Origin of the sequence: Microterricola viridarii (genome assembly GCF_001542775.1) — a bacterium.
GTDB lineage: Bacteria > Actinomycetota > Actinomycetes > Actinomycetales > Microbacteriaceae > Microterricola > Microterricola viridarii_A.
Window position 1 is genome coordinate 1,544,758 of sequence record NZ_CP014145.1, and the last position, 26,467, is coordinate 1,571,224.

Below are 26,467 nucleotides of genomic sequence, written 5' to 3' on the forward strand. Positions count from 1 at the left end.
GTTTTACACGACAATCCGGGCCCAGTCCTAGACCTCGGCGGTGGCGGTTTCGTCGTCATCGAGGAGCCGCCGCACGACGGCGTCGGCCAGCAACCGCCCACGCAATGTCAGCTCCACCCGGCCGGCGATTGCAGCCCGGGCGTCGATGAGCTCGTCGGCGATCAGCGCGGCCACCGCGAGCCTGCCGGACGCCCGCAGCGAGGCGACGGGGATGCCCTCCCGGATGCGGGCGAGCAGCAGCACACGCTCGAACTCACGCACCTCGGCCGAGAGTGTCTCGCGCCCGGCGGCGGGCGAGAGCCCGGCCTGCACGCGTTCGGCGTAGGCGGCCGGGTGCTTCACGTTCCACCAGCGCACCCCGCCGACGTGGCTGTGCGCGCCCGGCCCGATGCCCCACCAGTCGTTGCTGCGCCAATAGGCGAGGTTGTGCTCCGAACGGTGCTCGACACCGCGCGCCCAGTTGCTCACCTCGTACCAGTCGTAGCCGGCGGCCGCCAGCAGTTCGTCGGCCAGCTCGTACATGTCGGCCTGCAGGTCCTCATCCGGCTGGGCGACCTCGCCACGGCGGATCTGCCTGGCCAGCTTGGTGCCGTCCTCGACGATCAACGAATAGGCACTGAGGTGGTCCGGCTGCTGCGCGATGGCGTGCTCGAGGCTCGCCCGCCAGTCGTCCAGCGACTCACCCGGGGTGCCGTAGATCAGATCGACGCTGACGTCGAGTCCGACCTCGCGGGCCCAGCGCACCACGAGCGGCACGCGGGCCGGGTCGTGCGTGCGCTCCAGGGTGGCGAGCACGTGCGGGACGGCAGACTGCATGCCGAAGGAGACGCGGGTGAAGCCGGCATCCTTCAACGTCTGCAGGTAGTCGCGGTCGACGGAATCGGGGTTCGCCTCTGTCGTGATCTCGGCGCCCGGCGCAAGCGTGTGCTCGGCACGGACGGCGTCGAGCATTTTCACCAGGTCGGCCGCCGGGAGCAGCGTCGGGGTTCCGCCTCCGAAGAAGACCGTGGACGCCGGCCGCGCTGGAACGCCGGAGGCAGCCAGGATGCGGGCGCTGTGCTGGATCTCGAGCACGGCCTCGCTCGCGTAGTCGCTCTGTTTGGCACCGCGCAGCTCGGTCGCAGTGTACGTGTTGAAGTCGCAGTAGCCGCAGCGCACGCGGCAGAACGGCACGTGCAGGTAGACGCTGAATGCGCGATCGTGTGCGCCGACGGCGGCGGTCGCGGGCAGGAGTCCGTCGCTCGGGGCAGGGTCACCGAGGGGCAGGGCGCTGGCCATCGAGGTCTACGCCGAAGCCACGGGGTGCAGGGCCCGCAGGTAGCGGCGGGTGTACGCGCGTTCCTGCAGTCGCATCAGCGGCCGGACGAGCTTCCAACGGGTCGAGCTCGGCTGCGAGAAGCTGCGGATCACCAGCCAGACGGAATCGTCGTCGCGGTGCTCGACCACGAACAGCACCTCGCCGTTCTCCGGGTGCCCCGGCATGGTGCCGTAGGCGAAGCCGAGGCGCCCGGGCTCGTCGACGACGAGCACGACGCGCACGGGGGCGGTGACCGTCATCCGCCAGGCGGTGATGTGCAGCACGGCGGTCATGCCGGCCGTGATGAACGGGGTGCCGTCAGGGCCGAAGCGTTCCTCGCTGGCGCGCTGGGGCTGGTCGGGGCGCGGAACTCCCTCGGCGTCGAGCGCCAGGCCGTGGTACTGCTCGCCGGTGCCCTGATTGGTGTCGGTCACCTCGATGCCGCTGCCGCGCTGTACGCCCCAGGTCATCAGGCTCGCGGATGCCGTGGCGAATCGCTCGGCACCGCTGCCGAGCTGGGTGCTGTGCTCGGCCGGGCGGAAGCCGGCCGGCGGGTAGCTCATCAGGTCGGGGGCCATCGTGCCACCGATCGCGCCGTAGCTGACCGGTTGGTCTGTGTATGTGGAACGGCGCACGTGCTGACACTACTTTCTTCGGAAAAACCCCTCATACAGCGTAGGCGACGAAGCTGACAACGGGCGTACCGCGGTCAGCCCAGGCGGGAGATGAGGATCCCCATGGCTTCGATGGCCCGCTCCCGGGCCGAGCCATCTGCGGCCTCGTCATAGCCGGTGTCGACGTAGAGGTAGCTGCCGTCGACCAACGCCTCGACGGTGCAGCCCGAGTGCTCGTCGTCCCAGATGCAGCTCGCCACCGCTTGTTCGGCACCCTCGATGGCGACGTCGGTCGCTCCGTCGCGGGAGAGGGCGACCTCCGAGAGCTCCGGCCACGCCCAGCCGCCGCCAGGCAGGATGTTGACGCCCAGGAGCCGCAGCTCCCCCGCCGGAGCCTCGTATGGGTCGGCTTGACGCCAGTCACAGGAGAGGAAGTCGGCGCGCTGCCAGGCGATGGCGAACATTGCGATCGCACCCTCGGAATCCCGTGCCTCGGCTTCGCCCAACGACGGCGAGCCCAGCGCCGTGCGGAAGCTCCCGTCGCCGTCGACCACGCCGCAGTCGTCCCACGCCGCGAGTGAATCGGCCGGCGGCTGGAACTGCGGCAGCGGTTCACCCGCTGCCTGCAACGAGTCGCGGATCGCCGTGCCGGTGACCACGGCGACCGAACGGGTCTCCTCGATCGTCGGCGCGGGGTCGGCCGCCGGCCGCGTGAATTCGAAGTCCACCCAGTAGCCGTCAGCCAGGAACGAGGCGGAACACGAGCTCCCCTCGGTGTCCGCGTAACAATTAATCCGCGAGTCCGGGCCGATCAGCCCCAACTGGGAGTCGGCCAGCGGCAGCCCCTCGACGAAGTCGAAGTACTCGCCGACGGCATCGGGCAGGATCTCCACGGTGAGGCGTGGTCCCTCTGTGCCGGCCGAACTGCTCCATTCGCAGTTCAGCATCCCCGCCTGCCAGGAGGCCGCCGATCCATTGGCGAGTGGGTGAACAACCGGGTTGACCGCTGCTGGCGCAAAGCCAAGACCCGATGCGAGCGCGTCACCGCCGATCAGCTGTGCACAGCCGAGCGGCACCCGCGATACGGGCCGTGTGCCCGGCCCGGACGGCGCGGGGGAAGCAGTGGGCACCGGCGCGGCACTCTCCGTCCGCGTCGGCGTCGGCCGTGTTGTCGAGCCGCCGACCGAATCCAGCGGGGCAGCACAGGCGGCCAGACCGAACATGCAACTGAGCGCGAGGGCGACGCGCGTGATTCCCCCAAGGCGAGCGACATGGCCACAGTCTAGCGCGAACGCAAACGGCGGCCGGCGGAAGATTCCGCCGGCCGCCGTCTCCAGAGAGCCTGGGGCTACTTCTTGTCCTTCTTCTCGACGTCACCTGTCAGAGCGGCGACGAACGCCTCCTGCGGGACCTCGACGCGACCGACCATCTTCATGCGCTTCTTGCCCTCCTTCTGCTTCTCGAGGAGCTTGCGCTTGCGGCTGATGTCACCGCCGTAGCACTTGGCCAGCACGTCCTTGCGGATGGCGCGGATGGATTCACGGGCGATGATGCGGGCGCCGATGGCGGCCTGGATCGGCACCTCGAACTGCTGGCGCGGGATCAGCTCGCGCAGGCGCGTGGTCATCAGCACGCCGTAGGCGTAGGCCTTGTCGCGGTGCACGATGGCGCTGAACGCGTCGACCTGCTCGCCCTGCAGCAGGATGTCGACCTTCACCAGGTCGGCGGTCTGCTCGCCGGCCGGCTCATAGTCGAGGGAGGCGTAACCGGCCGTCTTCGACTTCAGGTTGTCGAAGAAGTCGAACACGATCTCGCCGAGCGGCATCGTGTAACGAATCTCGACGCGGTCCTCGCCGAGGTAATCCATGCCGAGTAGCACGCCGCGGCGGCCCTGGCAGAGCTCCATAATGACGCCGACGTAGTCCTTGGGGGCGAGGATGGCCGCCTTGACGACGGGCTCGCTCACCGCGGAGATCTTGCCGACCGGGAACTCGCTCGGGTTCGTGACGGTGACCGTCTTCTTGTCCTCAGTGGTGACCTCGTAGATCACGGACGGGGCCGTCGCGATGAGGTCCAGGCCGAACTCGCGCTCGAGGCGCTCGGTGATGATCTCGAGGTGCAGCAGGCCGAGGAAGCCACAGCGGAAACCGAAGCCGAGGGCGACGGAAGTCTCGGGCTCGTAGACGAGCGCGGCATCCGACAGTTTGAGCTTGTCGAGGGCCTCGCGCAGGATCGGGTAGTCGGAGCCGTCGATCGGGTACAGGCCGGAGAAGACCATGGGCAGCGGCTCGGTGTAGCCGGGGAGAGCCTCGGTGGCCGGCTTTGACGCGGTCGTGACGGTGTCGCCGACCTTGGACTGGCGCACGTCCTTCACGCCGGTGATCAGGTAGCCGACCTCGCCGACGCCGAGCCCCTTACTCGGGGTGGGCTCTGGCGAGCTCACGCCGATCTCGAGGATCTCGTGGGTGGCACGGGTCGACATCATCTGAATGCGCTCACGCGGGTTCAGCTGGCCGTCGATCATGCGCACATAGGTGACGACGCCGCGGTAGCTGTCGTAGACGGAGTCGAAGATCATGGCGCGGGCGGGGGCGCTCGGGTCGCCCTTCGGTGCCGGGATGCGCTCGGTCACGCGGTCGAGCAGGTCCTCGACGCCCATGCCGGTCTTGCCGGAGACCCGCAGCACGTCGTCGGGGTCGCCGCCGATCAGGCTGGCGAGCTCCTTCGCGTACTTGTCGGGGTCGGCGGCGGGCAAGTCGATCTTGTTCAGCACGGGGATGATCGTGAGGTCGTTCTCAAGCGCCAGGTACAGGTTCGCGAGCGTCTGGGCCTCGATGCCCTGGGCTGCGTCCACGAGCAGCACTGCACCCTCGCAGGCGGCGAGCGAGCGGGAGACCTCGTAGCTGAAGTCGACGTGCCCGGGGGTGTCGATCATGTTCAGCGCGTAGCTCTGCGAGCCGAGTGCCCACGGCATCCGCACGGCCTGGCTCTTGATGGTGATGCCGCGCTCTCGCTCGATGTCCATGCGGTCGAGGTACTGGGCGCGCATGTCTCGGTCGCTGACCACCCCCGTCATCTGCAGCATGCGGTCGGCAAGGGTGGACTTGCCGTGGTCGATGTGCGCAATGATGCAAAAATTGCGGATGAACGCGGGGTCTGTGGACGCGGGCTCGAGGGCCTTCAAAGCTCGTGGTGACATTGTGTGGCCATTCTCCCATGCCCGGCGCCCTTCGGTGGACTCCATATGAATTGAGTGGATCTTTCGACGGATGCCGGGCGCCCGCCGCCCTGACTAGGCTGGCGCCGATGACAAGCACCGCTCAGCAGAAACCGCCGACAGAGCCGAGCGCGCCGAGCGCCGCGCACTCGGCGCTCACTCCCGTGTTCGTGGCGATGCAGTTCAGCCTGCACGCCCTGATGATCGGCCTCACCGCCTTCGTCGCCGTGCGCGCCATGCTCGGTACCTGGCCGATGCCCCGGCTGGTCATCGGCCTCTGCGTGCTGCTTCTCGTGGTCTACGCGCTCGGACTGTTCTTCGCCCGGCACGCGATGCCGCGCTGGGTGCAGGCCGTCTGGTTCCTCGCGCTCGTGCTGGTCTGGCTCGCCCTGACACTGCTCGCCTCAGAGGCGGCCTACATCGTCTTCGCCCTCTTCTTCATCGCGCTGCACCTGTTCCCGCCGCGCTGGAGCGTGCCCATCGTCGTGGTGACCACGCTGATGTCAATCGTTGCGCTCGGCATGGACCTCGGCTGGAGCCCCACCATCTTCATCGGCCCGATCATCGGGGCTGCCGCGGCGGTCGTGCTCGGCCTGGCCTACCGGGCGCTCTACCGCGAGTCGGCGGAGCGCAAGCTGCTCATCGACGACCTGCTGGCGACCAGGGAGCGCCTGGCGTCGACGGCGCGCGAGGCGGGCACGCTGGCCGAGCGGCAGCGCCTGGCCGGCGACATCCACGACACCGTCGCCCAGGGACTCTCCAGCATCCAGCTTCTGCTGCACGCCGCCGAGCGCGGCATCACCGACCCGACGGCACTGGAGCGCGTGCAACAGGCGCGACGCACCGCCGCCGACGGGCTCACCGAGACCCGCCGGTTCATCCGCGAGCTACGCGCCCCCGCCCTCGACGAGCAGTCGCTACCGGCCGCCCTGTCGCGCCTCGCCGCCTCGATCAGTGCGCAGTCGGCATCCACCCGGCCGGACGCCCCGACCACGGTCACGTTCCACCTCAGCGGGGAACCGCGCGAACTGCCCATGGCGCAGGAGACGACGCTGCTGCGCATCGCGCAGGGCTCGCTGGCCAATGTGCTGCAACACTCCGAGTCCCGGCGCGCGGCTGTGACGCTGAGCTTCATGAGCGATGAGGTCACCCTCGACATCGTCGACGACGGAGTCGGCTTCGAGCCGGATGCCGCCCGCAGCGCTGAGCACCGGGGCGAGTCCTTCGGGCTGGCGACCATCCGGCAACGGGTGGAGCGGCTCGGCGGCCTGCTCAGCGTCGAGACGGCGCCGGGTTCCGGCACCGCCATCGCCGTCTCGCTGCCGCTGGAGGCGGCACCGCCCATTTCAGTCCCGCCATCTGCCCCGTCAACCCTGGAGGTCACCCTGTGATCAGGATGCTGCTGGCCGACGACCACCCCGTCGTGCGCGCCGGGCTCAAGGCGCTGTTCTCCTCCGAGGCCGACATCGCGGTGCTCGCAGAGGCGGCGACGGCCGAACGCGCCGTCGAGCTGTGCGCGCGGCAGGAGTTCGACGTCGTGCTGATGGACCTGCAGTTCGGCTCCTCCGGCGCCGCCAGCAGCATGCAGGGCGCCGATGCCACCCGGGAGATCCGGGCCGCGGCCGGCGCGGCGCGGGTGCTCGTCCTCACCAACTACGACACCGACGCCGACATCCTCGGCGCCGTGGAGGCCGGCGCCAGCGGCTACCTACTGAAGGACGCCCCGCCGGCCGAACTGATCGCCGCCGTGCGGGCCGCAGCAGCCGGAGAGAGCGCCATCTCCCCCGCGATCGAGCTGCTGCTGCAGAGCAGGGCGGATGCCGCCGGCTCCCCGCTCACGCTGCGCGAGGCGGAGGTGCTCGGCCTGGTCGCCGAGGGCCAGAGCAACCGCGAGATCGGCAAGCGGCTCTTCCTCAGCGAGGCGACGGTCAAGTCGCACCTGGTGCACATCTTCACCAAGCTGGGCGTTTCCTCGCGCACCGCGGCCGTCGCCACGGCGCAGGCGTCCGGGGCGATCCGCAGCCGGCCATGAACGCCGACCCGGTGCTCCCGGTGCTGCTGGTGCACGGCATCCGCACCTCCGCGAGCATGTGGCGCGGCCAGCTGGAAGCCCTCGGGGCAGCCGGGCGGCCGGCGCTGGCCGTCGACCTGCCCGGGCACGGCACGCGCATCGGCGAACCGTTCACGGTCGCCGGCGCGATTGCGGCGATCGACGACGGCGTGCGTCGGCTCGGCGGGCGGGTGCTGTTGGTGGGGTTGTCGCTCGGCGGCTACTTCTCGATCGAGTACGCGGCGCGGCATCCGCAGAACGTGGCCGGCCTGATCGCCGCCAGCTGCTCGACGCTGCCGCGCGGCGTCGGCCTCGCCGGCTACCGGGGGCTGGCCGCCGCGATCAGGCGGCTGCCGGACAAGGGCCTCGCGTTGAACAACACGATGGCGCGCCTGGCCGTCGGCCGCCAGGCATCCGTCGACCTCGGCGCCGGCGGCATCGCGCTGGACGTGATGGATGCCGCCCTGCGCGCGGCGGGCAGCTTGGACCCTCTGGCGGGCCTCCGCTCCTACCCCGGCCGGGTGTGGATCGTGAACGGCGCCCTGGACCATTTCCGGTTGGACGAGGCGCGCTTCCTGCGCGCGAACCCGCGCACCGAGCGTGTGCTGATCCTCGGCGCGACGCACCTGGTCAGCCTGGTGCGGCCGCGCGAATTCACCGAGATCGTGAGCCGAGTTGCTGCAGAGTTGGACGGCGAATTGGACGACGAGACCCGTTTGGTTGGAGACTCGGCCGAATAGCTGGTAAAGTTGCCTGTTGGCTTCCGTGTGTATCCCACCACTTCACACGATTGCCGCGAGACGCCCCTCTACCGTCAAGCGGCACAATCCGAATACACATCTAAGCAAGGACGTACTGAACGTGGCAAACATCAAGTCGCAGATCAAGCGCATCGGCACCAACAAGAAGGCCCAGGAGCGCAACAAGGCTGTCAAGAGCCAGGTCAAGACCGCTATCCGCGCGACCCGCACCGCGATCGCCGGCGGCGACAAGGCTGTTGCCGAGTCGGCTCTGCGTACCGCAGGCAAGACGCTCGACAAGGCCGTAAGCAAGGGTGTTCTGCACAAGAACCAGGCTGCGAACCGCAAGTCGGCTATCGCCAAGCAGGTTGCAGCTCTCTAAGCTTCAGACGCTGTTTCAGGAAGGGCCCCGTCTTCGGACGGGGCCCTTTCTGCGCTTCGGCTCGTTGATCCGCCGCCGCCCGCGGCATCCGAGCACGTCGCGGCCCTCGAAATGTCTCGCGGCCCTCGTTATACCGGGGGCCGCGAGATTTTTCGAGGGCCGCGAGCCGTGCGGGAGTTCGCGCGGGGCTAGTGGCGACCGCGGGCGGCGATGACGCCGATCAGGCGTTCGATCGCGTAGACGGGGTCACGCGATGCACCCTTGACGCCGGCGTCGGCCTCGGCGAGGGCCTCGATGGCGCGGGCCAGGCCGTCCTCGTTCCAGCCGGCCAGGTCTTTGCGGGCGCGCTCCAGCATCCACGGCGCCATGCCAAGCTCGGCGGCGCTGGCACGGTTGCCGGAGACCTTCGCCATCGTGCGCACCTTCATGGCGAAGGCGGCGACGATCGGAACCGGGTCGGCCCCGGAATCGAGGGCGTGGCGCAACGAGACGAGCGCCTCGCCGCGGCGGCCTGCGAGGGCGGCATCCGCGACCTTGAAGGCATTGCTCTCGACGCGCCCACCGTAGTAACGCTCGACGGTGGACTCGTTGATTTCGTTCGAGGTGTCGTCCATCAGCTGCTGACAGGCGGATGCCAGCTCGGCGAGGTCGTCGCTGAACGCACCGACCAGGGCGCGCAAAGCGCCTGGCGTGATCCGGCGCGATCCGGCCTTGAACTCGGCGACTGCGAAGTCGTACTTCTCCGCATCCTTCTTGAGCTCTGCGCAGACCACCTCGACGCCGCCGCCGAGTCCGCCGCGCAGGGCGTCGAGCAGCTTCTTGCCGCGCACGCCGCCGTTGTGGCGAAGCACCAGGTAGGTGTTCTCGGCCGGGTCCTCGAGGTAGGCCAGCGTCTCGGTGATGAACGCGTCGGTGCACTTCTCGACGGAGTTGACCCGGATGAAGCGCGGCTCCATGAACAGCGAGGGGCTGGCGACGGTGAGCAGCTCCCCCGCGGCGTAGCTGTCTGCATCCAGGTCGACGACCTCGATGCTCGGGTCCTCGCCCTTCAGGAAGTCGCGGAGTCGGCGGATCGCGCGGTCGGCGAGGAAGCCCTCCGTGCCGGAGACCAGCACAACCGGGGCGGGTCGAACCTGGTTCCACGCGAGCTGCGGAATGGCCACGGAACTCTTGCCTCGTGCCGGTGTCGTGCGAGTAGCCACGCGCCTCCCTCTCTTCAAAGTTCAAGGTTAGTCGCCGCGGCGCTCCGTCCACACCCGCAGCGCCGCGTCGTGCTCGGCCGGGCGCGGCGACACCAGAACGAGGCCGTGCAGATCGCTGCGGAACGCCCGCGTGCCGCTCGCTTTCAGCGTGGCCAACAGCGACGAGGTCGGGTGCCCGTAGCCGTTGTCCGCGCCCACCCCGATCAGCCCGAGCGGAGCGGCCAGACTCCGGTAGAGCTCCGCGCTCTGGTCTGATGAGCCGTGGTGGGCGACCTTCAGGACGTCCACCCGCCCGAGCGGTTCCATGCCCTGCAGCGCCGCTTCGGATTCAGCGCCAAGGTCGGCGAGGAACAACGAACGGATGCCGCCGCCCTCGACAAGCAGAACGACACTGCCCGGGTTGCCGGTGCTGAGCGGGCCGTCATGCGTCGCCGGCCAGAGCACCCGCCAGCGCAGGGTGCCCAGCACGCCCTGCTGCCCGCGCGCGGCCACCTGCACGGGAACTCCTGCTTGACGGAGCGGGTCGAGTAGCCGGTCGTCCCGCGGGCCGCTGGGTACCCCGACGAGCGCGATGCCGACCATCCCGCGGATCGCGGCGAGGCCGCCGATGTGGTCGAGGTCGTAGTGGGTGAGCACGAGCAGATCGATGCGCTCGACGCCGAGGGTATCGAGGCAGGCGCGCAGCGGGGCAGGCTCTGGCCCGGTGTCGATCAGCGCGGTCTGGCCTCCATCGCGAATCAGCACCGCATCACCCTGGCCGACGTCGCAGAGCGCGATCTGCCAATCGGCCGGCCGGCTCCAGCCGCGGACGACGCCGGTGCCGAGCAGCGCCCCGCCGTACCCGCCGACGAGCACGATGAGGGCGACGCCGGCAAGCATCACCGGCACGGTGCGCGGTTTGCGGCGCCCAGCTCCGCGCAGCAGCAGCCAGAGCGCGAGCCCGCTCGCGCCGGCCAGCAGCAGCGCGCCGAGCAGGCCGTCGAGCCAGGGTGCGCGGGCACCCGGGAGCCCGGCGACGGTGTGCGCGACGGCCGCAATCCAGGCCGCGGGCAGCCAGGCGAGCTGGATGACGGCGAATCCGAGCGAGGGCAGCCAGGGCAGAAGCAGACAACCGATCAGGCCGAGCAGGGTGGCCGCGGGTGCGGCGGGCCCGGCCAGCAGGTTGGCAGGAACGCCCAGCAACGGCACGGACGGCGCCAGCAGGATGAGCACGGGCTGGCAGGCCAGCTGCGCGGCGAGCGGCAGCGCGAGGGCCAGCGCGAGGGGTCGCGGCATCCAGCGGCCCAGTGCAGAGGCCAGGGGCGCGGTCAGCAGCAGCAGCCCGGCCGTGGCCAGAGCGGAGAGCGCGAAGCCGTAACTGGAGGCCAGCCATGGGTCGAGCGCCAGCAGCACGAGCGTCGCCAGCCCGAGCGCGGGCACGCCGCCGCCCGGCCGGCCAGATGCCATCCCGAGCAGCACGATGAGCGCCATCAGCCCGGCGCGCAGCACGCTCGGCTCCGGGGTGACGAGCACGGTGAAAGCGAGCAGCACCAGCAATGCGACGGCGATGCGCACCCCTCGACGCAGGCGCAGCCCGGCGCCGAGCAGCATCACAGCGGCGACCACGATGGCGCAGTTCGCGCCGGAGACGGCCGTCAGGTGGCTGAGCGAGCTGGCCTTCATCGCCTGGTCCAGCCCGTCGCCGACCGCGCTGGTGTCGCCGAGGGCGAGACCCGGCAGGAGGGCGCCACCCTCCCCCGGCAGGCGGGCCGCCGCCGCCCGGAACTCGGCGCGTAACTCGGCCGCCCACGCCAGGTACCAGGGCGGCGCCGAGTCGACGGCGAGCGGCCCGGTTCCGTAGGCACGGAAGGCGTCGGGCTCGCCGGGAGCGTTCGGCACGAGGCGCGCCGTGAACGACACCCGCGTGCCGATGTCGAGGGGAACCACTCCGGCCGGGAGCTCCACGAACGCCCGCATCGGCACGGCAAGCCGAACAACGGGGCCCGCCCGGCTGTTCTGCGCGGACTCGACCCGCAGGGCGAAGCGCACCCGATCGGAGTTCCCGAAGCCGAAGGCGAAGCTCTGCGCCTGCGGCATGGAGAGGATCATCCCGCTGAGCGTGACCGGCCGGCCGTCCTCGGCGGCAGCGCGCAGCATCTCCGGCTGGCGTTGCGGACCCTGCACGGCGGCGGTCGTGCTCACCAGCGCCGCCGCGCTCAGGCAGAGGGAGAGAAGCGGCAGCCAGCCGGCGAGCGGATGCCGGCCCTCCCGGCGAGCCAGCACGATCGCCGCCCCGAGCGCCAGCACCGCCGCAGCCCACAGCACAGGCGCAAAGGGCCAGCCGGGCAGCCAGATCGCCAGCAGGGCGGCGGCCCACGCAGTCACGGCGGGCAGCAGCGCCCGCGCCTTCACACGGTCACCAGGTCTTTCAGGCCGTCAAAGGTCTTCGCCCCGATTCCGGTGACGCTGCGCAGGTCATCCACCGCGCCGAACCCTCCATTCGCCTCGCGCCAGTCGAGGATGCGTTGGGCGAGTGCCGGCCCGATCCGGGGCAGCGTCTCGAGCTCCGCCTGCGTCGCCGTGTTGAGGTTGATGAGCGGCAGCACACCGGAGCCCGCGCCCGCTGCACCGCCGGGCTGAGCCGCGACCGGCGGCGGTGCCTCGCCGAGGCGCGGCACGTGCAGCTGCTCGCCGTCGCTGAGCGCACGCGCCAGGTTCACCCCAGCGGGGTCGGCGTCATCGGCGAAACCGCCGGCCGCGGCGATGACGTCGACGACGCGGGAGCCGGCCGCCACCCGGTAGAGGCCGGCATCCGCCACCGCACCCCAGACGTGCACGTAGAGCGGCGCCTCGGCAACCTCCCCTCCGCCCGACGCACCGGGCTGTGGGGAAGCGCCGGGGTTAGAGGAAGTGCCGGGGCCGGGGCCGCCGACGGAGATCGTCTCCTCCGTTCCGGCGGACCCGAACGCGGACACCAACACGGCCGCCACGAGCGCGATGAGGAACAGCACGATGGCGGCGCCGACGCCCAGGCGGGCGCGTGCGGACGGCGCCCGGGCCGACCGCACCAGCTCGGCGGGCGGCGCCAGTTCGCCGGGCGGAGACTCCATATGGGCAGCCTAGGAACCCGCTGGCCGGTCGGAGCGGCCAGCCACCGCACTGTGGAAAACAACGGCGCCTCCCCCGCGTGTGCAGGAGAGGCGCCGTGATGTTGCCGCGGGCTGTTAGCCGCGGATCGCGATGTTCACGAGCTTCGGAGCGCGCACGATGACCTTGACGATCTCGCCGCCACCGATGGCCTTCTGCACGGCCTCGGAAGCCATGGCCAGCGCCTCCAGCTCGGCGTCGGTGATCTGCGGCGAGACCTCGAGGCGGTCGCGCACCTTGCCGTTGACCTGCACGATGGCGGTGACCGACTCGGCGACGAGAAGCGACTCGTCAGCCTTGCGCCACTGCACGAGGGCGACGGATGGCTCGAAACCGAGCTTCTCCCACATCTCCTCGGCCAGGTACGGTGCGAACAGGTTAAGGGCGAGCGCGGTGGTCTCAGCGGCCTCACGCACAGCGGGGTCGCCCGCGCCTGCGCCGGAGTCGATCGTCTTGCGCGTGGCGTTGACGAGCTCCATCAGACGGGCGACGACGACGTTGAACTTGAACGCCTCCGTCAGGCCCGGGGCGTCGGCGAGGAAGCGGTGCGTGACGCGGCGGAGGGCCGGGTCGCCCGTGGCGGGGTCGACGCCGGGCTCGCTCGTGACATCGTTGGCGACGCGCCAGGCGCGCGCCAGGAACTTGGCGGAGCCGACGGGCGAGACCTCTGCCCAGTCGATGTCATCCTCCGGCGGGCCGGCGAACGCCATCGTCAGGCGCACGGCGTCGACGCCGTGCTTGTCGACCTCTTCGGTGAAGAAGACGATGTTGCCCTTGCTCTTGCTCATCTTGGCGCCGTCAAGGATGACCATGCCCTGGTTCAGCAGCGCCTTGAACGGCTCGGTGAAGCTCAGGTAGCCGAGGTCGTGCAGCACCTTGGTGATGAAGCGCGCGTAGAGCAGGTGAAGGATGGCGTGCTCAACACCGCCGACGTACTGGTCGACGGGGGCCCACTTCTGTGCCTCCTCCGGGTCGAACGCCTTCGTGTCGTCGTTCGGGTTGAGGAAGCGTAGGAAGTACCAGGAGCTGTCCACGAAGGTGTCCATGGTGTCTGCATCGCGCTTGGCCGGGGTGCCGTCGACCGGGTTCGGCACGTTCACCCAGTCGGCTGCGCCGCCGAGCGGCGAGGTGCCCTTGGGCTTCAGGTCGAGTCCTGCGGCATCCGGCAGCAGGACGGGCAGCTGCTCGACGGGCACCGGGTGCTCGGTGCCGTCTTCGCCGTGGATGATCGGGATCGGGGTACCCCAGTAGCGCTGGCGCGAGATCAGCCAGTCGCGCAGGCGGTAGTTCTTGGTGGCGCGGCCGCGGCCCTCGGCCTCGAGGATCTCGATGGCGCGGGGAACGGCCTCGGCCTTGCGGAGCCCGTCGAGGGGGCCCGAGTTGATCAGGGTGCCGTCGCCGGACAGGGCGACGCCGGTCTCGCTCGGGTCGTTGCTCGCACCGTCTTCGTTGGTGTTCGGCACGTCGAGCACGACGCGCACGGGCAGGTCGAAGGTGCGTGCGAAGTCGAGGTCGCGCTGGTCGTGCGCGGGCACGGCCATGACGGCGCCGTGGCCGTAGTCGGCCAGCACGTAGTCGGCGGCCCAGATGGGCAGGCGCTCCCCGTTGACGGGGTTGACGGCATAGCGCTCGAGGAACACGCCGGTCTTCGGCCGGTCAGTCGCCTGGCGCTCGATCTCGCTGCTGTGCCCCACCTCGGTGAGGTAGTCGGCGAATCGCTGCTGCACCTCGGGGCTGGTGCCCTCGACAAGCTCGGATGCCAGGGCGGCATCCGGGGCGACAACCATGAACGTGGCACCCCAGAGGGTGTCGGGGCGGGTCGTGAAGACGGGGATGCGCTCGTCGCGGCCCTCGATCTCGAACTCGACGTCGGCGCCGATGGAGCGGCCGATCCAGTTGCGCTGCATCTGCAGCACCTTCGACGGCCAGTGGCCCTCGAGCTGGTCGAGGTCGTCCAGCAGACGGTCGGCGTAATCGGTGATCTTGAAGTACCACTGGGTGAGTCGCTTCTTGACGACCACGGCGCCGCTGCGCTCTGAGGTGCCATCGGCCAGCACCTGCTCGTTGGCGAGCACGGTCTGGTCTACCGGATCCCAGTTGACCCAGCTCTCCTTGCGGTAGGCCAGGCCGGCCTTGTACAGCTCGAGGAACAGCCACTGGTTCCACTTGTAGTACTCGGGGTCGCTGGTGTGGATCTCGCGCTCCCAGTCGAAGCTGGCCGCGTACAGGCGCATGCTCTTCTTCTGCTGCGCGATGTTGTCGTAGGTCCAGCCGCGCGGGTCGATGCCGCGCTTGATGGCGGCGTTCTCGGCGGGCAGGCCGAAGCTGTCCCAGCCGATCGGGTGCATCACGTTGAAGCCCTGCTGGCGCCAGTAGCGCGCGACGACATCGCCGAGCGCGTACACCTCGGCGTGCCCCATGTGCAGGTCGCCGGAGGGGTAGGGGAACATGTCGAGCACGTACTTGCGCGGGCGCTCGTCATCGGGGTTGCTCGTGCTGAACGGCTGGAGCTCGTCCCAGATGGGCAGCCACTTCTTCTGGAGGGCGGAGAAGTCGTAGACCTCTTCGTCGTCGTGCCTGCTGCTCGCGGAATCCTGCTCGTGTGCCACGTGACTCTCATTCAATTGCGGATGCGGTGAGGGAGCGCCACGGCTCGGCGCTCGCGAGGCCAGAGCATCGCGAATCCCAAAGCTCTAGCGTACTCAATTGCCGGGCCCGCCTCGAATGGCGCGCTCGGCCCGCCGGTCACTCGGGTGTGAAGATGGATTCGATCGTTGTGTCGAAGTGCTCTGCGATCTTGAAGGCGAGGGCGAGGCTGGGCGCGTAGCGCCCCTTCTCGATGGAGATGATCGTCTGGCGGGAGACTCCGAGCAGTTTGCCGAGGTCATCCTGCGAGATCCCACGGGCCTGTCGCAGAGCCAGCAGCGAGTTCTTCATGCGGCCTGATTGATGCCTCGGCGAAGGATCGCATACCGTGCCCAGAAGAGGCCGATGCTCACGCAGAGCAAGCCGTACACGAGCAGGGCGGTTTCGAACTGCGCAGTGAGGACGAGGTAGAGCCCGAACGCCGCGGCGATGACCAGCCCGTCGACAAAGGACCCCGCTCTGGCCTGGATGGCAATCTGGTGCTCCACGCTGTCAGCGTCGGCGGCGCGGTTCCTTTTCTCGTTGTGCTTGCGAACCCCGAGGCCTCCGACAGCACCGCCGAACACGATGATGGCGTAGAGGATTCTGGGGATCACCTCGTAGCCCGCGGGGAGAACATTGGCCAATGCCCAGACGGCGAGGAGCGCGCCCAGTGCCGCACCCACCAACGTGAACCACGCGCGCATATCACTCCTTGTGTAAATGAACCTTTACATTGACCGTAGCGGCGGCCACCGCGACTGTCAAGGTGCCTTTACATTGTGGATGCGGCATCGCCCGCAGCGCGGGCACCACCGGCATGATGCAGACAAGACTCTTGATGAGGCCGGGTCGCACTGGATCTGCCGAGAGACGCGCCTATTCTGCACCCGCGCGCCCGATGGCGATACGCAATGCGGCATCCCGATGACGGTGGCCGACGCTTTCGTAGCCGACGACCGTGATCAGCGGGGCGCCCGTCACGACGATCAGGCACCACGTCATCGGAAAGCCGGCATCCGCCAGCCACACCGCGAGCAGGAGCGCACCCAGCCCGCCAAGAAGGAGCAGTGCGTGCAGCCAGTCGGTGACCCGCACCAGGTAGGAGTAGAGAGCGTAGATGAAGATGATGAACAGGCCGACCGGCAGGGCCAGGGCGAGCACGGTGCCGGTGGCGCCGAGCACGCTCTGCCCCTCGATGAAGGTGGCAGCCAAGTGCAGCCCGGTGCCCACGGCGACCAGTGCCGCGAAGATGAGCAGGTGGCCGTAGCCCCAGACGAAGGAACGATTACGCCTCACACTCAGAATCTCGGCGGACGGCAGGATGTAATACGTCCACCACAGCCCGAAGGTCAGGCCGATGCCGGCGACCGCTACGAGCACGGCATCCGGGTTCCAACCCTGCCGGTCTACGACGGCCGAGATCGACGCCACGGTGCCGATCACCCCCTCGCCCAGCGTGATGATCACAAGCAGCGCGTGGCGCTCGACGATGTGCCCTACGTGCCAGGGCGTTCCGCCCCGCATCCGCTCGGCGATCACGGGCCCGCTCATCTCGACCACGATGAGCACACTTCCCCAGATGAAGGTCTGCGCACCGGTCACCGGGGCGACAAGCAGCACCACCCAACCCGCTTGCGCGACAAGCAGCGTGACGACGTAGCTGACGGCGGCCGGGCGGTGCACGGGGTCGGATGCCGCGGCGCGCAGCCATTGCGCGACCATGGCGATGCGCATCGCGACGTAGCCCAACACCACGACCTCGTTGTCGATCGCGCCCTTCTGGTCGATGGAGGCGAAGAGCTGGGGCAGGCCGAGGGCCAAGATCAGGACGCCGACCATCTGCACCATCGTCGTGACCCGGTACGGCCAGTCGTCGGTGTCGAACGCCGAGGCGAACCAGGAGAAGTTAATCCAGGCCCAGACGACGGCGAACATAGCGAAGCCGAAGCCGGCCAGGCCGCTGACCAGGTGGCCCTCTGCAACCAGATGGGCGAACTGGTTGCCGGCCACGCCAAACGCGACGGCGAAGGTGAGATCGAAGAGGAGTTCCAGCGGCGTGGAGGCGCGGTGCTCCTCGAACGGGTCCCGGCCGCGCATTGGCCGGATGCGGGGCTCGGGGGCCGGGAACTCACTCATGCGGGCCTCCCCCACGTTCACAATGGGAGCAGTGTACGGCGCACGCGGTGGCACGCGCAGCATTGGGAGGCTGACGCGCGATCGGGAGGCCGTTGTGGCCTGCTTCCGGCCTCCCTAACCTCCGAGTGCCTCCCGATCGGATGCTGAGCTGTGCTGCGCTTCGCGGCGGGGCGGGGCGGGGCGGGCTGCCCGGCGCACTGTGAGTTTCAGGTGGTGCGTGGGTCTCGATACGGTGCTGCGACCTACTCGACCAGTACCGGATGTCTCTCGAGGAGGTCGGCGAGCTGGGGGCGGGACTTCGTCGCTCTGCGCCAGGGCGTCTCGGCGTCGGAGCGGCCACCGCGGAGCCACGGCGGCGGTTTCACATGCGGGACCCCGTCGATCATCAGGATGCGCCAACCGCTGGTCTCAATCGTGCGGTGGTGGAGCCAACACAACAGCACACCATTGCACACCTCAGTTTTACCGCCGTCCCGGTGCGCGATCACGTGGTGGATCTCGGACCAGGCAGCCGGGATCGTGCACCCCGGGATGATGCAGCCGCCGTCACGGAGGGTGATCGCCCGGCGTTGGGCGGCGTTGAACACCCGATCCGACGTGCTCAGGCTGACCAGTCGGCCGTCGTCGCCGATCAGGACGGTTTGGGTGCCGCCGGTGCAGGCGAGCTGCTCCACCGCCCGCATCGACAAGGCCGCGTCGCAGCCCTCAATGAACCCGGACCCGCAACGGGCGGTCAGGTCGGCCTGCCGCACGGAGACCAGCACGGTCGGGGCCGCCCCACCGATCCGGGGCACGTCGGCGGAGCGGGAGGCACCGTCGATCAGGCTGGCGAAGACGTCGTGCCGGGCTTGCGCGGTGGCGCGCGGGTCTTTCGGGGCATCGGGATCGGGGTCAGTGAAGGTGGGTTTGCTGCGCGGGTTCAGGTACGCGTTCAGCAATGTCTCGAACTTCGCGTCAATCTCCGGCAGCAACGCCATCTTGCGGTGCACCAGGCCGTCCCGGGTGAGCCCGGCGCCGATGCCGCGGGCGGCCATCGCCTGCTCCTCAGCCGGCACAGTGCCGTCCGGGTCCAGCACTTGTTCCCAGACGCGGGCCTGCCCGCGGACCTCGTCGGCACTGAACGGCAGTGGGGACTCGATGGTGGGGCCGGTGGCAGCGGCGACGAGGGCGTGCTCGGCCCGTTCCAGGTTGAGGTCGCCGACCCGGGCCCGGATCGGGGCGAGGGTGTCGATGATGGCCAGGGCACTGTCGTAGCCGAGGATGCCGGAACGGAGGGCCGCGGCTGCCTCGGGGAAGGCGGCGGGGAGCGTGTCCCCGGTCAGTGCGGTGCGCGGTCTCGTGGCCTCACCCACCCGCATCCGCTGGGTGAGGGTGCGCTCAGCGGCCAGCGTGATCCGAGCCAGGAGTTCCACGGCATTGCGGCAGCCCTTCTTCGCCGAGAGGCGGTCCTCGCCGAGCTCGCGGCGGGAGCGCGCGCCGACCTCGCCGGCTAGGCGCACCCGCCAGGAATCCAGCAGCACGGCGGCGCGTTCAATGGCGCCGGTCAGCTGCAGCAGGGGGTCGTCGTGCAGCATCCGCTCGTCCACCCCGGTCAGCACGGCGGCCAGTTCGGCCTGGGCTGTGCTGACCTCCTCGATGAGGTTCGGGGCGGCTGTTCGCATACCACAATTCTACGCGAGAGCGGGCGTGTCGAACGGATTAAATCCCTGATGTGGATAAGTTTTCGCCGTGTCAGTGGGGTGCGGTAGCGTCGGAAGAGATGGGCCGATCGGGTTGAAAGCCGGGCTTCGGTCGCTCGTTCCTCGCTCCCTCAGCCGACGTGGAGAGGGGCGCCGGGCGATGCGGGGCGGGCGGGAGTCGCACGTCGGCTGGAGGGAGCGCCAGCGACTGAAGCCCTGACAGTGCGGGACACTGAGCCGGGTTTCGACAGGCTCAACCAGCGGAGCCGTTTCGACAGGCTCAACCAGCGGAGCCGTTTCGACAGGCTCAACCAACGGAGCCGTTTCGACAGGCTCAACCAACGGAGCCGTTTCGACAGGCTCAACCAACGGGAAAGGACTCAACCAGCGGGGACGACCTGGAGCGGCCTGGCTGAAGGCCGGGCTTCGGTCGCTCGTACCTCGCTCCCTCAGCCGACGTGGCAAGAGGCCGAGGAGCGGTGCACCTCAAGCGGATCGCGCCCGCGGATCAGACGGAAGCGGCGCGCTCTGGGCGGAGCCCCACTCGTTCGGCACTTCCCGCTCTGAAGCCGACTGGTGATTCAGGAGAATTGCAGCGATCGGTGCGCTTCCCGGTCCTTCTTGATCTGCCGGAAAAACTCATTCGAGCGCGGCAACCAGATCAGCACGACAGCGGCAACGTGGGCAACGTTCTCAATCTGGATGAGCAGGTCTAGCTGTCCGACAGTCATTACTACATTGAGTGCGCAGAACATGGTGACCAGGATGCGAGCCCAGTTGACGCCGCGCCGCACTAGGAGCGCAAGAGCGGTATGGAAGACAAGAATCAGCAGCAGGAAAACGGCTGCAGCGGTCGAGACGCCAGCCCCGATCGGAGGGCGGCCCGCCAGAGTTGGCGGCCAGCCATACTGGGCCGCGCTCGCGATGGACCCGACAATACTTGCCGCGATCTGGGCTATCAGGAGCCAGAACCCGAGTTGCAGCACGATCGGCAACGGTCGAGTCACACGAAATCGATCGCGCGGAGTTTTGAAGCGAGTTGTGAGGGTCCGGCTCAACTTGTCGGCGGTCATTTCCGAATGCTACTCATTCAGAACTGCTTTCTGCGCGGCTTTCCATGAGCGAATCACAGGGGCCGGGAGTTGAACGCCGGCTGGAAGGAGCGCCAGCGACTGAAGCCCCGACACAGCGTGAGGCCTGGTGGGGTTTCGACAGGCTCAACCAGCGGGAAAGGGCTCAACCAGCGGGAAAGTGCTCAACCGGCGGGAAAGGGCTCAACCAGCGCGGAGCTAGCCGGACGATCGGGTTGGAAGCCGGGCTTCGGTCGCTCGTTCCTCGCTCCCTCAGCCGACGTGGAAGGGGGCCCGGCCGACGCGGAGAGTGGAGGGCTAGGCGCCGAGGACGGCGAGGAGAGCGGCGGCCTTGATCTGGGTCTCCTCGACCTCTTCGGCGGCGACCGAGAGTGCGGTGATACCGCCGCCGGTGCCGATACTGGCGCCGGCGTCATCCAGCACGATGGAGCGGATGACCATGGCGAGGTCGACGGCACCGTCCTGCCCGAAGTAGCCGAAGACGCCGGAGTAGATGCCGCGCGGGCCTTGTTCCAGTCCGTCGAGGATGGTCATGGCGCTGATCTTCGGCGCACCTGTCATCGACCCGGCGGGGAAGCTCGCCTCGACGGCATCTACACCGCTGAGTCCGTCGGCCAGTTGCGACTCGATCGTGCTGACCAGCTGGTGCACGTGCGCGTAACTCTCGACGGCCAGCAGCTTCGAGACGCCGACGGAGCCGAGCCGGCTGATCTTGCCGAGGTCGTTGCGCATCAGGTCGACGATCATCAGGTTCTCGGCGCGCTCCTTGTCGCTCGACTCGAGTTCGGCGCGCAATTCGAGGTCGCGGGCAAGGCCGGCCGCGCGTCGACGGGTGCCCTTAATGGGCTTGGTGGTCACATGACCGCCGGCCGTCACCGCGAGGAACTGCTCCGGACTGGCCGAGAGCAGCGACACGGCGCCGACCCGCAGCAGCCCACCATGGTGGGTTGGACTGGACGCCCGCAAGCGCAGGTAGGTCTCGAGCGGGTCGAGCTGCTCGCCGCGTGGAAAGGAAACCCGGATCTCGTTGGTCAGGCAGAGTTGGTAGGCGTCGCCGCGGTGGATGGCGGCCTGACAGTCGGCGATCAGCTCGGCGTAGCGCTCTGGCGCGTGCCGCCAGGTGGCGATGGGCGCCGTCGTGGCAGGCGGCTCGTCAGCCAGGTGAGGGGTGGCGGATGCCGCGGCGCCCAGCGCCGCGACAATCTCCCCGCGCCAGGCGTCGAGCGCGGCGGTATCTGCCTCGGTGTCACCGCTCGCCCGCAGCAGCAGAGTGACCGTCTCGGCCGCGTGGTCAAAGGCCAGAGCGCGGTCGATCTCGAGCAGGGCAGCATCCGGGGTCCTGGCTGTGTGAGCCGGCGTTCCGACGAGTGCGGCGCCGAGCTCGTAGCCGAGCCAGCCGACCCAGCCGAGGCGGAATCCCGGCAGCTCGTGGGCGCTCTCGTGCCCGGCAGCCGTCACCGGCGTCTGCGTGCCGATCTCGGCGCGCAGGAAGTCGAAGATGTCAGCGGGCACGGTCTCGGATTCGAGGGTCCCACGCGCCAGGAGCGTCGAAACCGTGAGCGTTCCCTGCGGAACAGAGGCGGTCACGACCCGCGCGCCAACGCCCGGGGCGCCCATGTAGCTGGTGCCGCTCTCGGCGCCGGCCCCGCCGTCCAGCCAGAACGCGTGCGCCCGCGCGCCGTACAGCACCTCGAACACGGAGGCGGGTTCCAGCCAGCCCGGCAGCTCGAGTTCAAGCACAGTCGGGGAGGGCGGGCGGTTCACCCTCCAAGCCTAGGCGGTCGGCTCGCCCGCCCCCACGAGTCGCCCGTCGCGGAGCAGCAGCTCCCGATCGATCAGTTCGGCGGGCACCGAGTCGTGAGAGATCAGGATCACGCTGCGGGCAACGCCGCGCTCGGAGCGATCGGTCGCCGAGAGGATGTCGCGCATCAGCGCATCGGCCTGAGCGGCGTCGACGTTGGCAGTCGGCTCGTCGACGACGAGCACCGGGAAGTCGGCCAGCAGCGCCCGGGCGAGGGCGATGCGTTGAGCCTGCCCGCCGGAGACGAGCGCGCCGCGCTCCCCCAGCTCGGCGTCGAGGCCGCCACGGCCGGCGGCCCAGTCGGCCAGGCCGACGCGGGCGAGCACCGCGTTCAGCTCTGCGTCGTCGGCGTTCTCGCGGGCGAAGAGCAGGTTCTGCCGCAGCGAGGAGTCGAAGATCCACGGGTTCTGCTCGCACAGCCCGATGGTGCGGCGCAGCTCGGCCGGCGGCATCGCTTTGGCCTCGCGGCCGCCCACGGTGAAGCCGCCCTGGTAGTCGAGGAAGCGCACGAGCACGTTGGCCAGGGTGGTCTTGCCCGCACCACTCTCGCCACGCACGAGCACCCGCTCGCCGGGGGCGACGCCGAAGCTGATGCCATCGAGCGCCGCCCCGGGCGCGAGCTCGGGATCGGCGTCGGGGTCGCCGCCGTCGAGATCGGGCCAGCGCGCCGACAGCCCGCTGAGGGCGACGGTCGGGGCGGGCAGGCGCCCCGCGTCGGGCTCACGCGGCTCAAGATCGGCGGATGCCGGCGCAGCGCTAGTCGGCTCAAGAGGAATGCCGTTCGGCACTGTGTCCGGCGCGATCCGGGCCACCCGCTCGGCGCTGGAGCGCACCTGGCGCCAGGCGCCGACGGCCAGCGGAACCATGCCGCACACCTCGAACACGGCCAGCGGCACGAGAGCGACGATGGCCAACTGCGGTCCCTCGAGCACGGGCGCTCCGACAAGGATCGCGAGCAGCGTGGCGATGCCGGCGGCGAACGTCATTGCGGAGGCGGCCAGGCCCGCGCCGAGTGACGCTTTCACGCCGTCCCGGCGCAGCGCGGCATCCGTGCGGTTCAACTGCTCAAGCCGCTCATCGACGGCGCCGAATGCGAGCAGCACATCGAGCGAGCCGATGAAGTCCAGCAGCTGTTGCATGAGGGCTCCGCGGCCCGGGGCGAGCCGACGCTCGGCTCTGGCGGCGATGGCGGCATGCAGCAGGGTGCCGGCCAGGAATGCGACGACCAGGCAGATCAGCAGGGTGAGTGCGGCCTGTGGCAGCACGAGCCAGACGCCGGCGACGCTCAGCACCGCGACGATGCCGGAGACCAACAAGGGCTGGACGACACGCAACGGGAGGTCTTGCAGGGCGTCGACGTCGCTCACCAGCCGGCTGAGCAGGTCCCCGCGCTTGGTGCGGGCCAGCCCGGCCGGGGCGAGCGGGATCAGCCGCTGGAACACGGCGACTCGCAGCTCGGCCAGCTGCCGGAAGGCGGCATCGTGGCTGGCCAGCCGGTCGACGTAGCGGAACGCGGAGCGGCTCAGGGCGAAGGCGCGCACGCCGACGACGGCGACCGAGAGGTAGGCGAGCTGCGGCTGCTCGGCGGCGCGGGCGATCAGCCACGCCGAGCAGGCCAGCAGCGCGACGGCCGAGATCGCACCGAGCAGCGCGAAGATCAGGCCGGGCGCGAAGCGGCGCGGGCCGGGCTGAGCGTGCCTCAGAACCTCGCGGGCGTCTGCCGTGGCATTCTGGCTGGCGATCGGCGCGGCCGGGCCCAGCGAGGCGTTCTCAATCAACATGCACGGTCTCCAGCCACACGATCCGATCGGCGCCGGCCAATACGGCCTGCCGATGGCTCACAACGATCACGATTGCGCCGGCGTCGGCGGCCTCACGGAGCGAGCCGAGCAGGCGCGCCTCCGTCTCGGCGTCGAGCGCCGAGCTGGGCTCGTCAAGCAACAGCACAGGCGTGCTGCGCTCCTGCCACCGGTAGAAGGCGCGGGCCAGGCCGACGCGCTGCGCCTGCCCGCCCGAGAGCCCTGCCCCGCCGACGCCGAGCGTCAGTTCGGGGTCGATCCCGGATGCCACGGCGAGGCGCATGCTGCGTTCGAGCAGCTCGGCGCGCTCCGCGCTGCCGGGTGCGAGCCTTCCGCCGAGCGCGACGTTCTCGGCCACGCTCCCACTGCCGAGCGCCGGGTTCTGCCCTGACCAGGCCACGTCGTCGCGGCGAAGCGCGTGGAGGCCGCCGAGACTGACCGTGCCGTCGAAGGGCACGAAGCCGAGCAGGGCCGCCAGGATGGTGGACTTGCCCGCGCCGCTCGGCCCGGCCAGCACCGACAGGGTGCCCGGCTCGAACTCAGCCGAGAACCGGTCGACGATCAGCCGGTCGCCGCGGTGCACGCTGAGATCCTGCAGGCGCAGGGTGCCGCCGCGCGCAGCCGCCACAGCAGTGCTCGGGGCGGCCGTTGAGGCGGCGGCAGCCGTCTGCTGCTTGGGGAGGGCCTCGGCCTGCTCGAGCACGTCGAAGACGTCGGCCGCAGCCGTGACGCCCTCCGCAGCGGCGTGGTACTGAGCGCCGACGTTGCGCACGGGCAGGAACACCTCAGGCGCGAGGATCAGCACGAACAGTCCGACACCGAGCGTCAGGTCGCCGTCGAGCAGGCGCAGTCCGATCGTCACGGCGATGAGCGCAACCGAGAGGCTGCCGGCCAGTTCGAGCACGAAGCCACTGAGGAAGGAAAGGCGAAGCACCTTCATTGTTTCGGAGCGGTAGCTCTCTGTCACCGTGCGGATGCGGGTGAGCTGGCGGCGCTCACGGCCGAAAATCTTGAGGGTGGCGAGGCCCCCGACGACGTCGAGGAAGCTGCCACTCAGGTGTTGCAGGGCATCCCACTGCTTACGCTGCACAGCTTGGGTGGCCATGCCGATCAGCACCATGAACAGGGGAATGACCGGCAGAGCGATGGCGACGATCAGCGCACTCAGCCAGTCATTCAGGAAGATCGCGATCACGAGCAGCGGCGTCGCGATCGCCGTCAGGATCAACTGCGGAAGGTACTTCCCGAAGTAGCCGTCAAGCGCGTCGAGCCCCGGGCCGACGAGGGTCGCGGTGGCCGCGCTCCCCCGCTGCGCAGTCCAAGACGGGCCGAGCTTGCGGATGCCGGCGAGCACCGAAACCCGCAGCTGGCTCTTCACCCGGGCGGCTCCTGCCGCCGCCGCGGCATCCATCGCCCAGACCGTGAAGGCCCGGAGCAACACCATCGCCGCCAGCGCGGCGAAGGATCCGGAGAGCTCGGCGACGCTCTGGCCGTCGATGGCGCCGGTCACCAGCACGGAGACGAACCAGGCGAAGCCGATGATGGACGCCGTTTGGAGCAGTCCGAGCAGGCCGCCGAGTGCCAGGAAACCGCGCATCGCCCGCGCCCGCCGAAGCAGGCGCGGGTCGATGGGGGCGCGCGATGCCCGCGCGCCCCGTGTCTCGGTGTCGGTCTGACTCACGCCGCGTGGGCGGCGACGCCCGTGGCCGCCTCGATCGTGGCCCGGCTGACGCGCTTGCGGAACACCCAGTAGGTCCAGCCCTGGTAGAGCAGGATCAGCGGCAGGAAGATCAGCGCCGTCCAGCTCATCACCGTCAGCGTGTACTCGGAGCTGGAGGCGTTGGCGATCGTCAGGCTGTTGGCCACGTCGGTGGTCGAGGGCATGACGTTCGGGAACAGCGCCGTGAACAGCGACAGCACCGCGAGGGCGATCGTCGCCGCCATCAGGGCGAAGGAGACACCCTCAGAGCCGCGCAGGTTGAACAGCCAGGCGCCGATCAGGCAGACCGCGGCCAGTGCCGCTAGCACCAGGTAGGCCACCTTGAACTCGGCGATGAACGCCGTCCACACCAGGAACGATGCCGCGATCACGATCGTCACGACGCCGGCCTTGGTGGCGAGCTTGCGTGCGCGCTCTCGGATCTCGCCGTCCGTCTTCAGCGAGACGAAGATCGCGCCGTGGGTGAAGAACAGCATCAGGGTGGTGAGGCCGCCGAGCAGCGCGTACGGGTTCAACAGGTCGAACAGCGTGCCCGTGTAGTTGAAGTCAGCATCGATCGCGACGCCCTGCACGATGTTGGCGAAGGCGACACCCCAGAGCAGCGCCGGCACGACGGAGCCGACGATGATCATGCCGTCGAACCACTTCTTCCAGCGCGACTCCGGCCGCTGGTGCCGGTACTCGAACGAGACACCGCGGGCGATCAGGGCCAGCAGAATGAGCAGCAGCGCCAGGTAGAAGCCGCTGAACAGGGTGGCGTACCACTCCGGGAAGGCCGCGAACAGGCAGGCGCCTGCGACGATCACCCAGGTCTCATTGAGGTCCCAGACGGGGCCGATGGTGTTGATGAGCACACGACGATCGAGATCGTCCTTGCCCAGGAAGGGCAGCGTCATGCCGACGCCGAAGTCGAAGCCGTCCAGGATGAAGTAGCCGATGAAGAGACCGGCAACGATCCAGAACCAGAGAATGCCAAGATCCATGA

General features: G+C 69.4%; 21 protein-coding genes. 4 read left to right on the top strand and 17 right to left on the bottom strand.

What is annotated here, in order from left to right; genetic code table 11:
* Nucleotides 1-27: 27 nt before the first annotated feature.
* The 4 genes from hemW to lepA all read right to left on the bottom strand — a co-directional run bounded on the left by hemW (nucleotide 28) and on the right by lepA (nucleotide 5,110).
* Nucleotides 28-1,278 (bottom strand): radical SAM family heme chaperone HemW, encoded by a 1,251-nt coding sequence (hemW, locus tag AWU67_RS07140; RefSeq protein WP_067227362.1) that lies wholly within the window; start codon nucleotides 1,276-1,278, stop codon nucleotides 28-30.
* A gap of 6 nt (nucleotides 1,279-1,284) precedes the next feature.
* The gene (locus AWU67_RS07145; RefSeq protein WP_067227363.1) at nucleotides 1,285-1,932 is read right to left on the bottom strand and encodes a DUF1990 family protein; all 648 of its coding nucleotides are present in this window, start codon (nucleotides 1,930-1,932) and stop codon (nucleotides 1,285-1,287) included.
* A 74-nt stretch (nucleotides 1,933-2,006) separates the two neighbouring features.
* Nucleotides 2,007-2,858: a hypothetical protein gene (locus tag AWU67_RS17330; protein WP_067227364.1), complete on the bottom strand. Its 852-nt coding sequence runs from the start codon at nucleotides 2,856-2,858 to the stop codon at nucleotides 2,007-2,009.
* Between the two features lie 401 nt (nucleotides 2,859-3,259).
* On the bottom strand, nucleotides 3,260-5,110 hold the full coding sequence (lepA, locus tag AWU67_RS07155; RefSeq protein ID WP_067227365.1) for a translation elongation factor 4: 1,851 nt from the start codon (nucleotides 5,108-5,110) through the stop codon (nucleotides 3,260-3,262).
* Nucleotides 5,111-5,217: 107 nt separating this feature from the next.
* Here lepA and AWU67_RS07160 point away from each other — a divergent pair, with 107 nt between their 5' ends.
* The 4 genes from AWU67_RS07160 (at nucleotide 5,218) to rpsT (ending at nucleotide 8,300) form a co-directional block, all read left to right on the top strand.
* Complete coding sequence (locus tag AWU67_RS07160) at nucleotides 5,218-6,519, top strand: sensor histidine kinase (protein ID WP_067227366.1); 1,302 nt, start codon at nucleotides 5,218-5,220, stop codon at nucleotides 6,517-6,519.
* Nucleotides 6,516-7,160, top strand: coding sequence for a response regulator (locus tag AWU67_RS07165; RefSeq protein ID WP_067227367.1), 645 nt, complete (start codon nucleotides 6,516-6,518; stop codon nucleotides 7,158-7,160). Before AWU67_RS07160 ends, AWU67_RS07165 begins: the two co-directional genes overlap by 4 nt.
* Entirely contained in the window at nucleotides 7,157-7,918 is a 762-nt protein-coding gene (locus tag AWU67_RS07170; RefSeq protein ID WP_082716829.1) for an alpha/beta fold hydrolase, read from the top strand. The genes AWU67_RS07165 and AWU67_RS07170 overlap by 4 nt, the downstream gene beginning before the upstream one ends.
* A gap of 121 nt (nucleotides 7,919-8,039) precedes the next feature.
* Nucleotides 8,040-8,300 (top strand): 30S ribosomal protein S20, encoded by a 261-nt coding sequence (gene rpsT / locus AWU67_RS07175; RefSeq protein WP_067227368.1) that lies wholly within the window; start codon nucleotides 8,040-8,042, stop codon nucleotides 8,298-8,300.
* 188 nt (nucleotides 8,301-8,488) lie between these two features.
* On the opposite strand, the gene holA is transcribed toward rpsT, so the two are convergent.
* From holA to cydB, 13 genes are all read right to left on the bottom strand, one after another.
* Nucleotides 8,489-9,502: a DNA polymerase III subunit delta gene (holA, locus tag AWU67_RS07180; RefSeq protein ID WP_067227369.1), complete on the bottom strand. Its 1,014-nt coding sequence runs from the start codon at nucleotides 9,500-9,502 to the stop codon at nucleotides 8,489-8,491.
* A 27-nt stretch (nucleotides 9,503-9,529) separates the two neighbouring features.
* A complete protein-coding gene (locus tag AWU67_RS07185; protein ID WP_160329730.1) occupies nucleotides 9,530-11,866 on the bottom strand; it encodes a ComEC/Rec2 family competence protein in 2,337 nt (778 codons plus the stop codon).
* A gap of 23 nt (nucleotides 11,867-11,889) precedes the next feature.
* Nucleotides 11,890-12,591: a ComEA family DNA-binding protein gene (locus tag AWU67_RS07190; protein WP_067227371.1), complete on the bottom strand. Its 702-nt coding sequence runs from the start codon at nucleotides 12,589-12,591 to the stop codon at nucleotides 11,890-11,892.
* A 114-nt stretch (nucleotides 12,592-12,705) separates the two neighbouring features.
* Entirely contained in the window at nucleotides 12,706-15,237 is a 2,532-nt protein-coding gene (gene leuS / locus AWU67_RS07195) for a leucine--tRNA ligase (protein WP_082716830.1), read from the bottom strand.
* A 136-nt stretch (nucleotides 15,238-15,373) separates the two neighbouring features.
* Nucleotides 15,374-15,565, bottom strand: a complete 192-nt coding sequence (locus tag AWU67_RS07200) for a helix-turn-helix transcriptional regulator (RefSeq protein WP_067227373.1) — start codon at nucleotides 15,563-15,565, stop codon at nucleotides 15,374-15,376.
* On the bottom strand, nucleotides 15,562-15,960 hold the full coding sequence (locus tag AWU67_RS07205) for a hypothetical protein (protein ID WP_067227374.1): 399 nt from the start codon (nucleotides 15,958-15,960) through the stop codon (nucleotides 15,562-15,564). Before AWU67_RS07205 ends, AWU67_RS07200 begins: the two co-directional genes overlap by 4 nt.
* 172 nt (nucleotides 15,961-16,132) lie before the next feature.
* On the bottom strand, nucleotides 16,133-17,392 hold the full coding sequence (locus AWU67_RS07210) for a low temperature requirement protein A (protein WP_234407385.1): 1,260 nt from the start codon (nucleotides 17,390-17,392) through the stop codon (nucleotides 16,133-16,135).
* A 242-nt stretch (nucleotides 17,393-17,634) separates the two neighbouring features.
* Nucleotides 17,635-19,053: an HNH endonuclease signature motif containing protein gene (locus tag AWU67_RS07215; protein WP_067227376.1), complete on the bottom strand. Its 1,419-nt coding sequence runs from the start codon at nucleotides 19,051-19,053 to the stop codon at nucleotides 17,635-17,637.
* Between the two features lie 599 nt (nucleotides 19,054-19,652).
* The gene (locus AWU67_RS07220; protein ID WP_067227377.1) at nucleotides 19,653-20,144 is read right to left on the bottom strand and encodes a hypothetical protein; all 492 of its coding nucleotides are present in this window, start codon (nucleotides 20,142-20,144) and stop codon (nucleotides 19,653-19,655) included.
* A gap of 315 nt (nucleotides 20,145-20,459) precedes the next feature.
* Nucleotides 20,460-21,926, bottom strand: coding sequence for an anthranilate synthase component I family protein (locus AWU67_RS07225; protein ID WP_082716831.1), 1,467 nt, complete (start codon nucleotides 21,924-21,926; stop codon nucleotides 20,460-20,462).
* A 9-nt stretch (nucleotides 21,927-21,935) separates the two neighbouring features.
* Entirely contained in the window at nucleotides 21,936-23,744 is a 1,809-nt protein-coding gene (gene cydC, locus AWU67_RS07230; RefSeq protein ID WP_082716832.1) for a thiol reductant ABC exporter subunit CydC, read from the bottom strand.
* Complete coding sequence (cydD, locus tag AWU67_RS07235; RefSeq protein ID WP_067227380.1) at nucleotides 23,734-25,443, bottom strand: thiol reductant ABC exporter subunit CydD; 1,710 nt, start codon at nucleotides 25,441-25,443, stop codon at nucleotides 23,734-23,736. The genes cydC and cydD overlap by 11 nt, the downstream gene beginning before the upstream one ends.
* Nucleotides 25,440-26,465 (bottom strand): cytochrome d ubiquinol oxidase subunit II, encoded by a 1,026-nt coding sequence (gene cydB / locus AWU67_RS07240; RefSeq protein WP_067227383.1) that lies wholly within the window; start codon nucleotides 26,463-26,465, stop codon nucleotides 25,440-25,442. The genes cydD and cydB overlap by 4 nt, the downstream gene beginning before the upstream one ends.
* Between the last annotated feature and the right edge of the window lie 2 nt (nucleotides 26,466-26,467).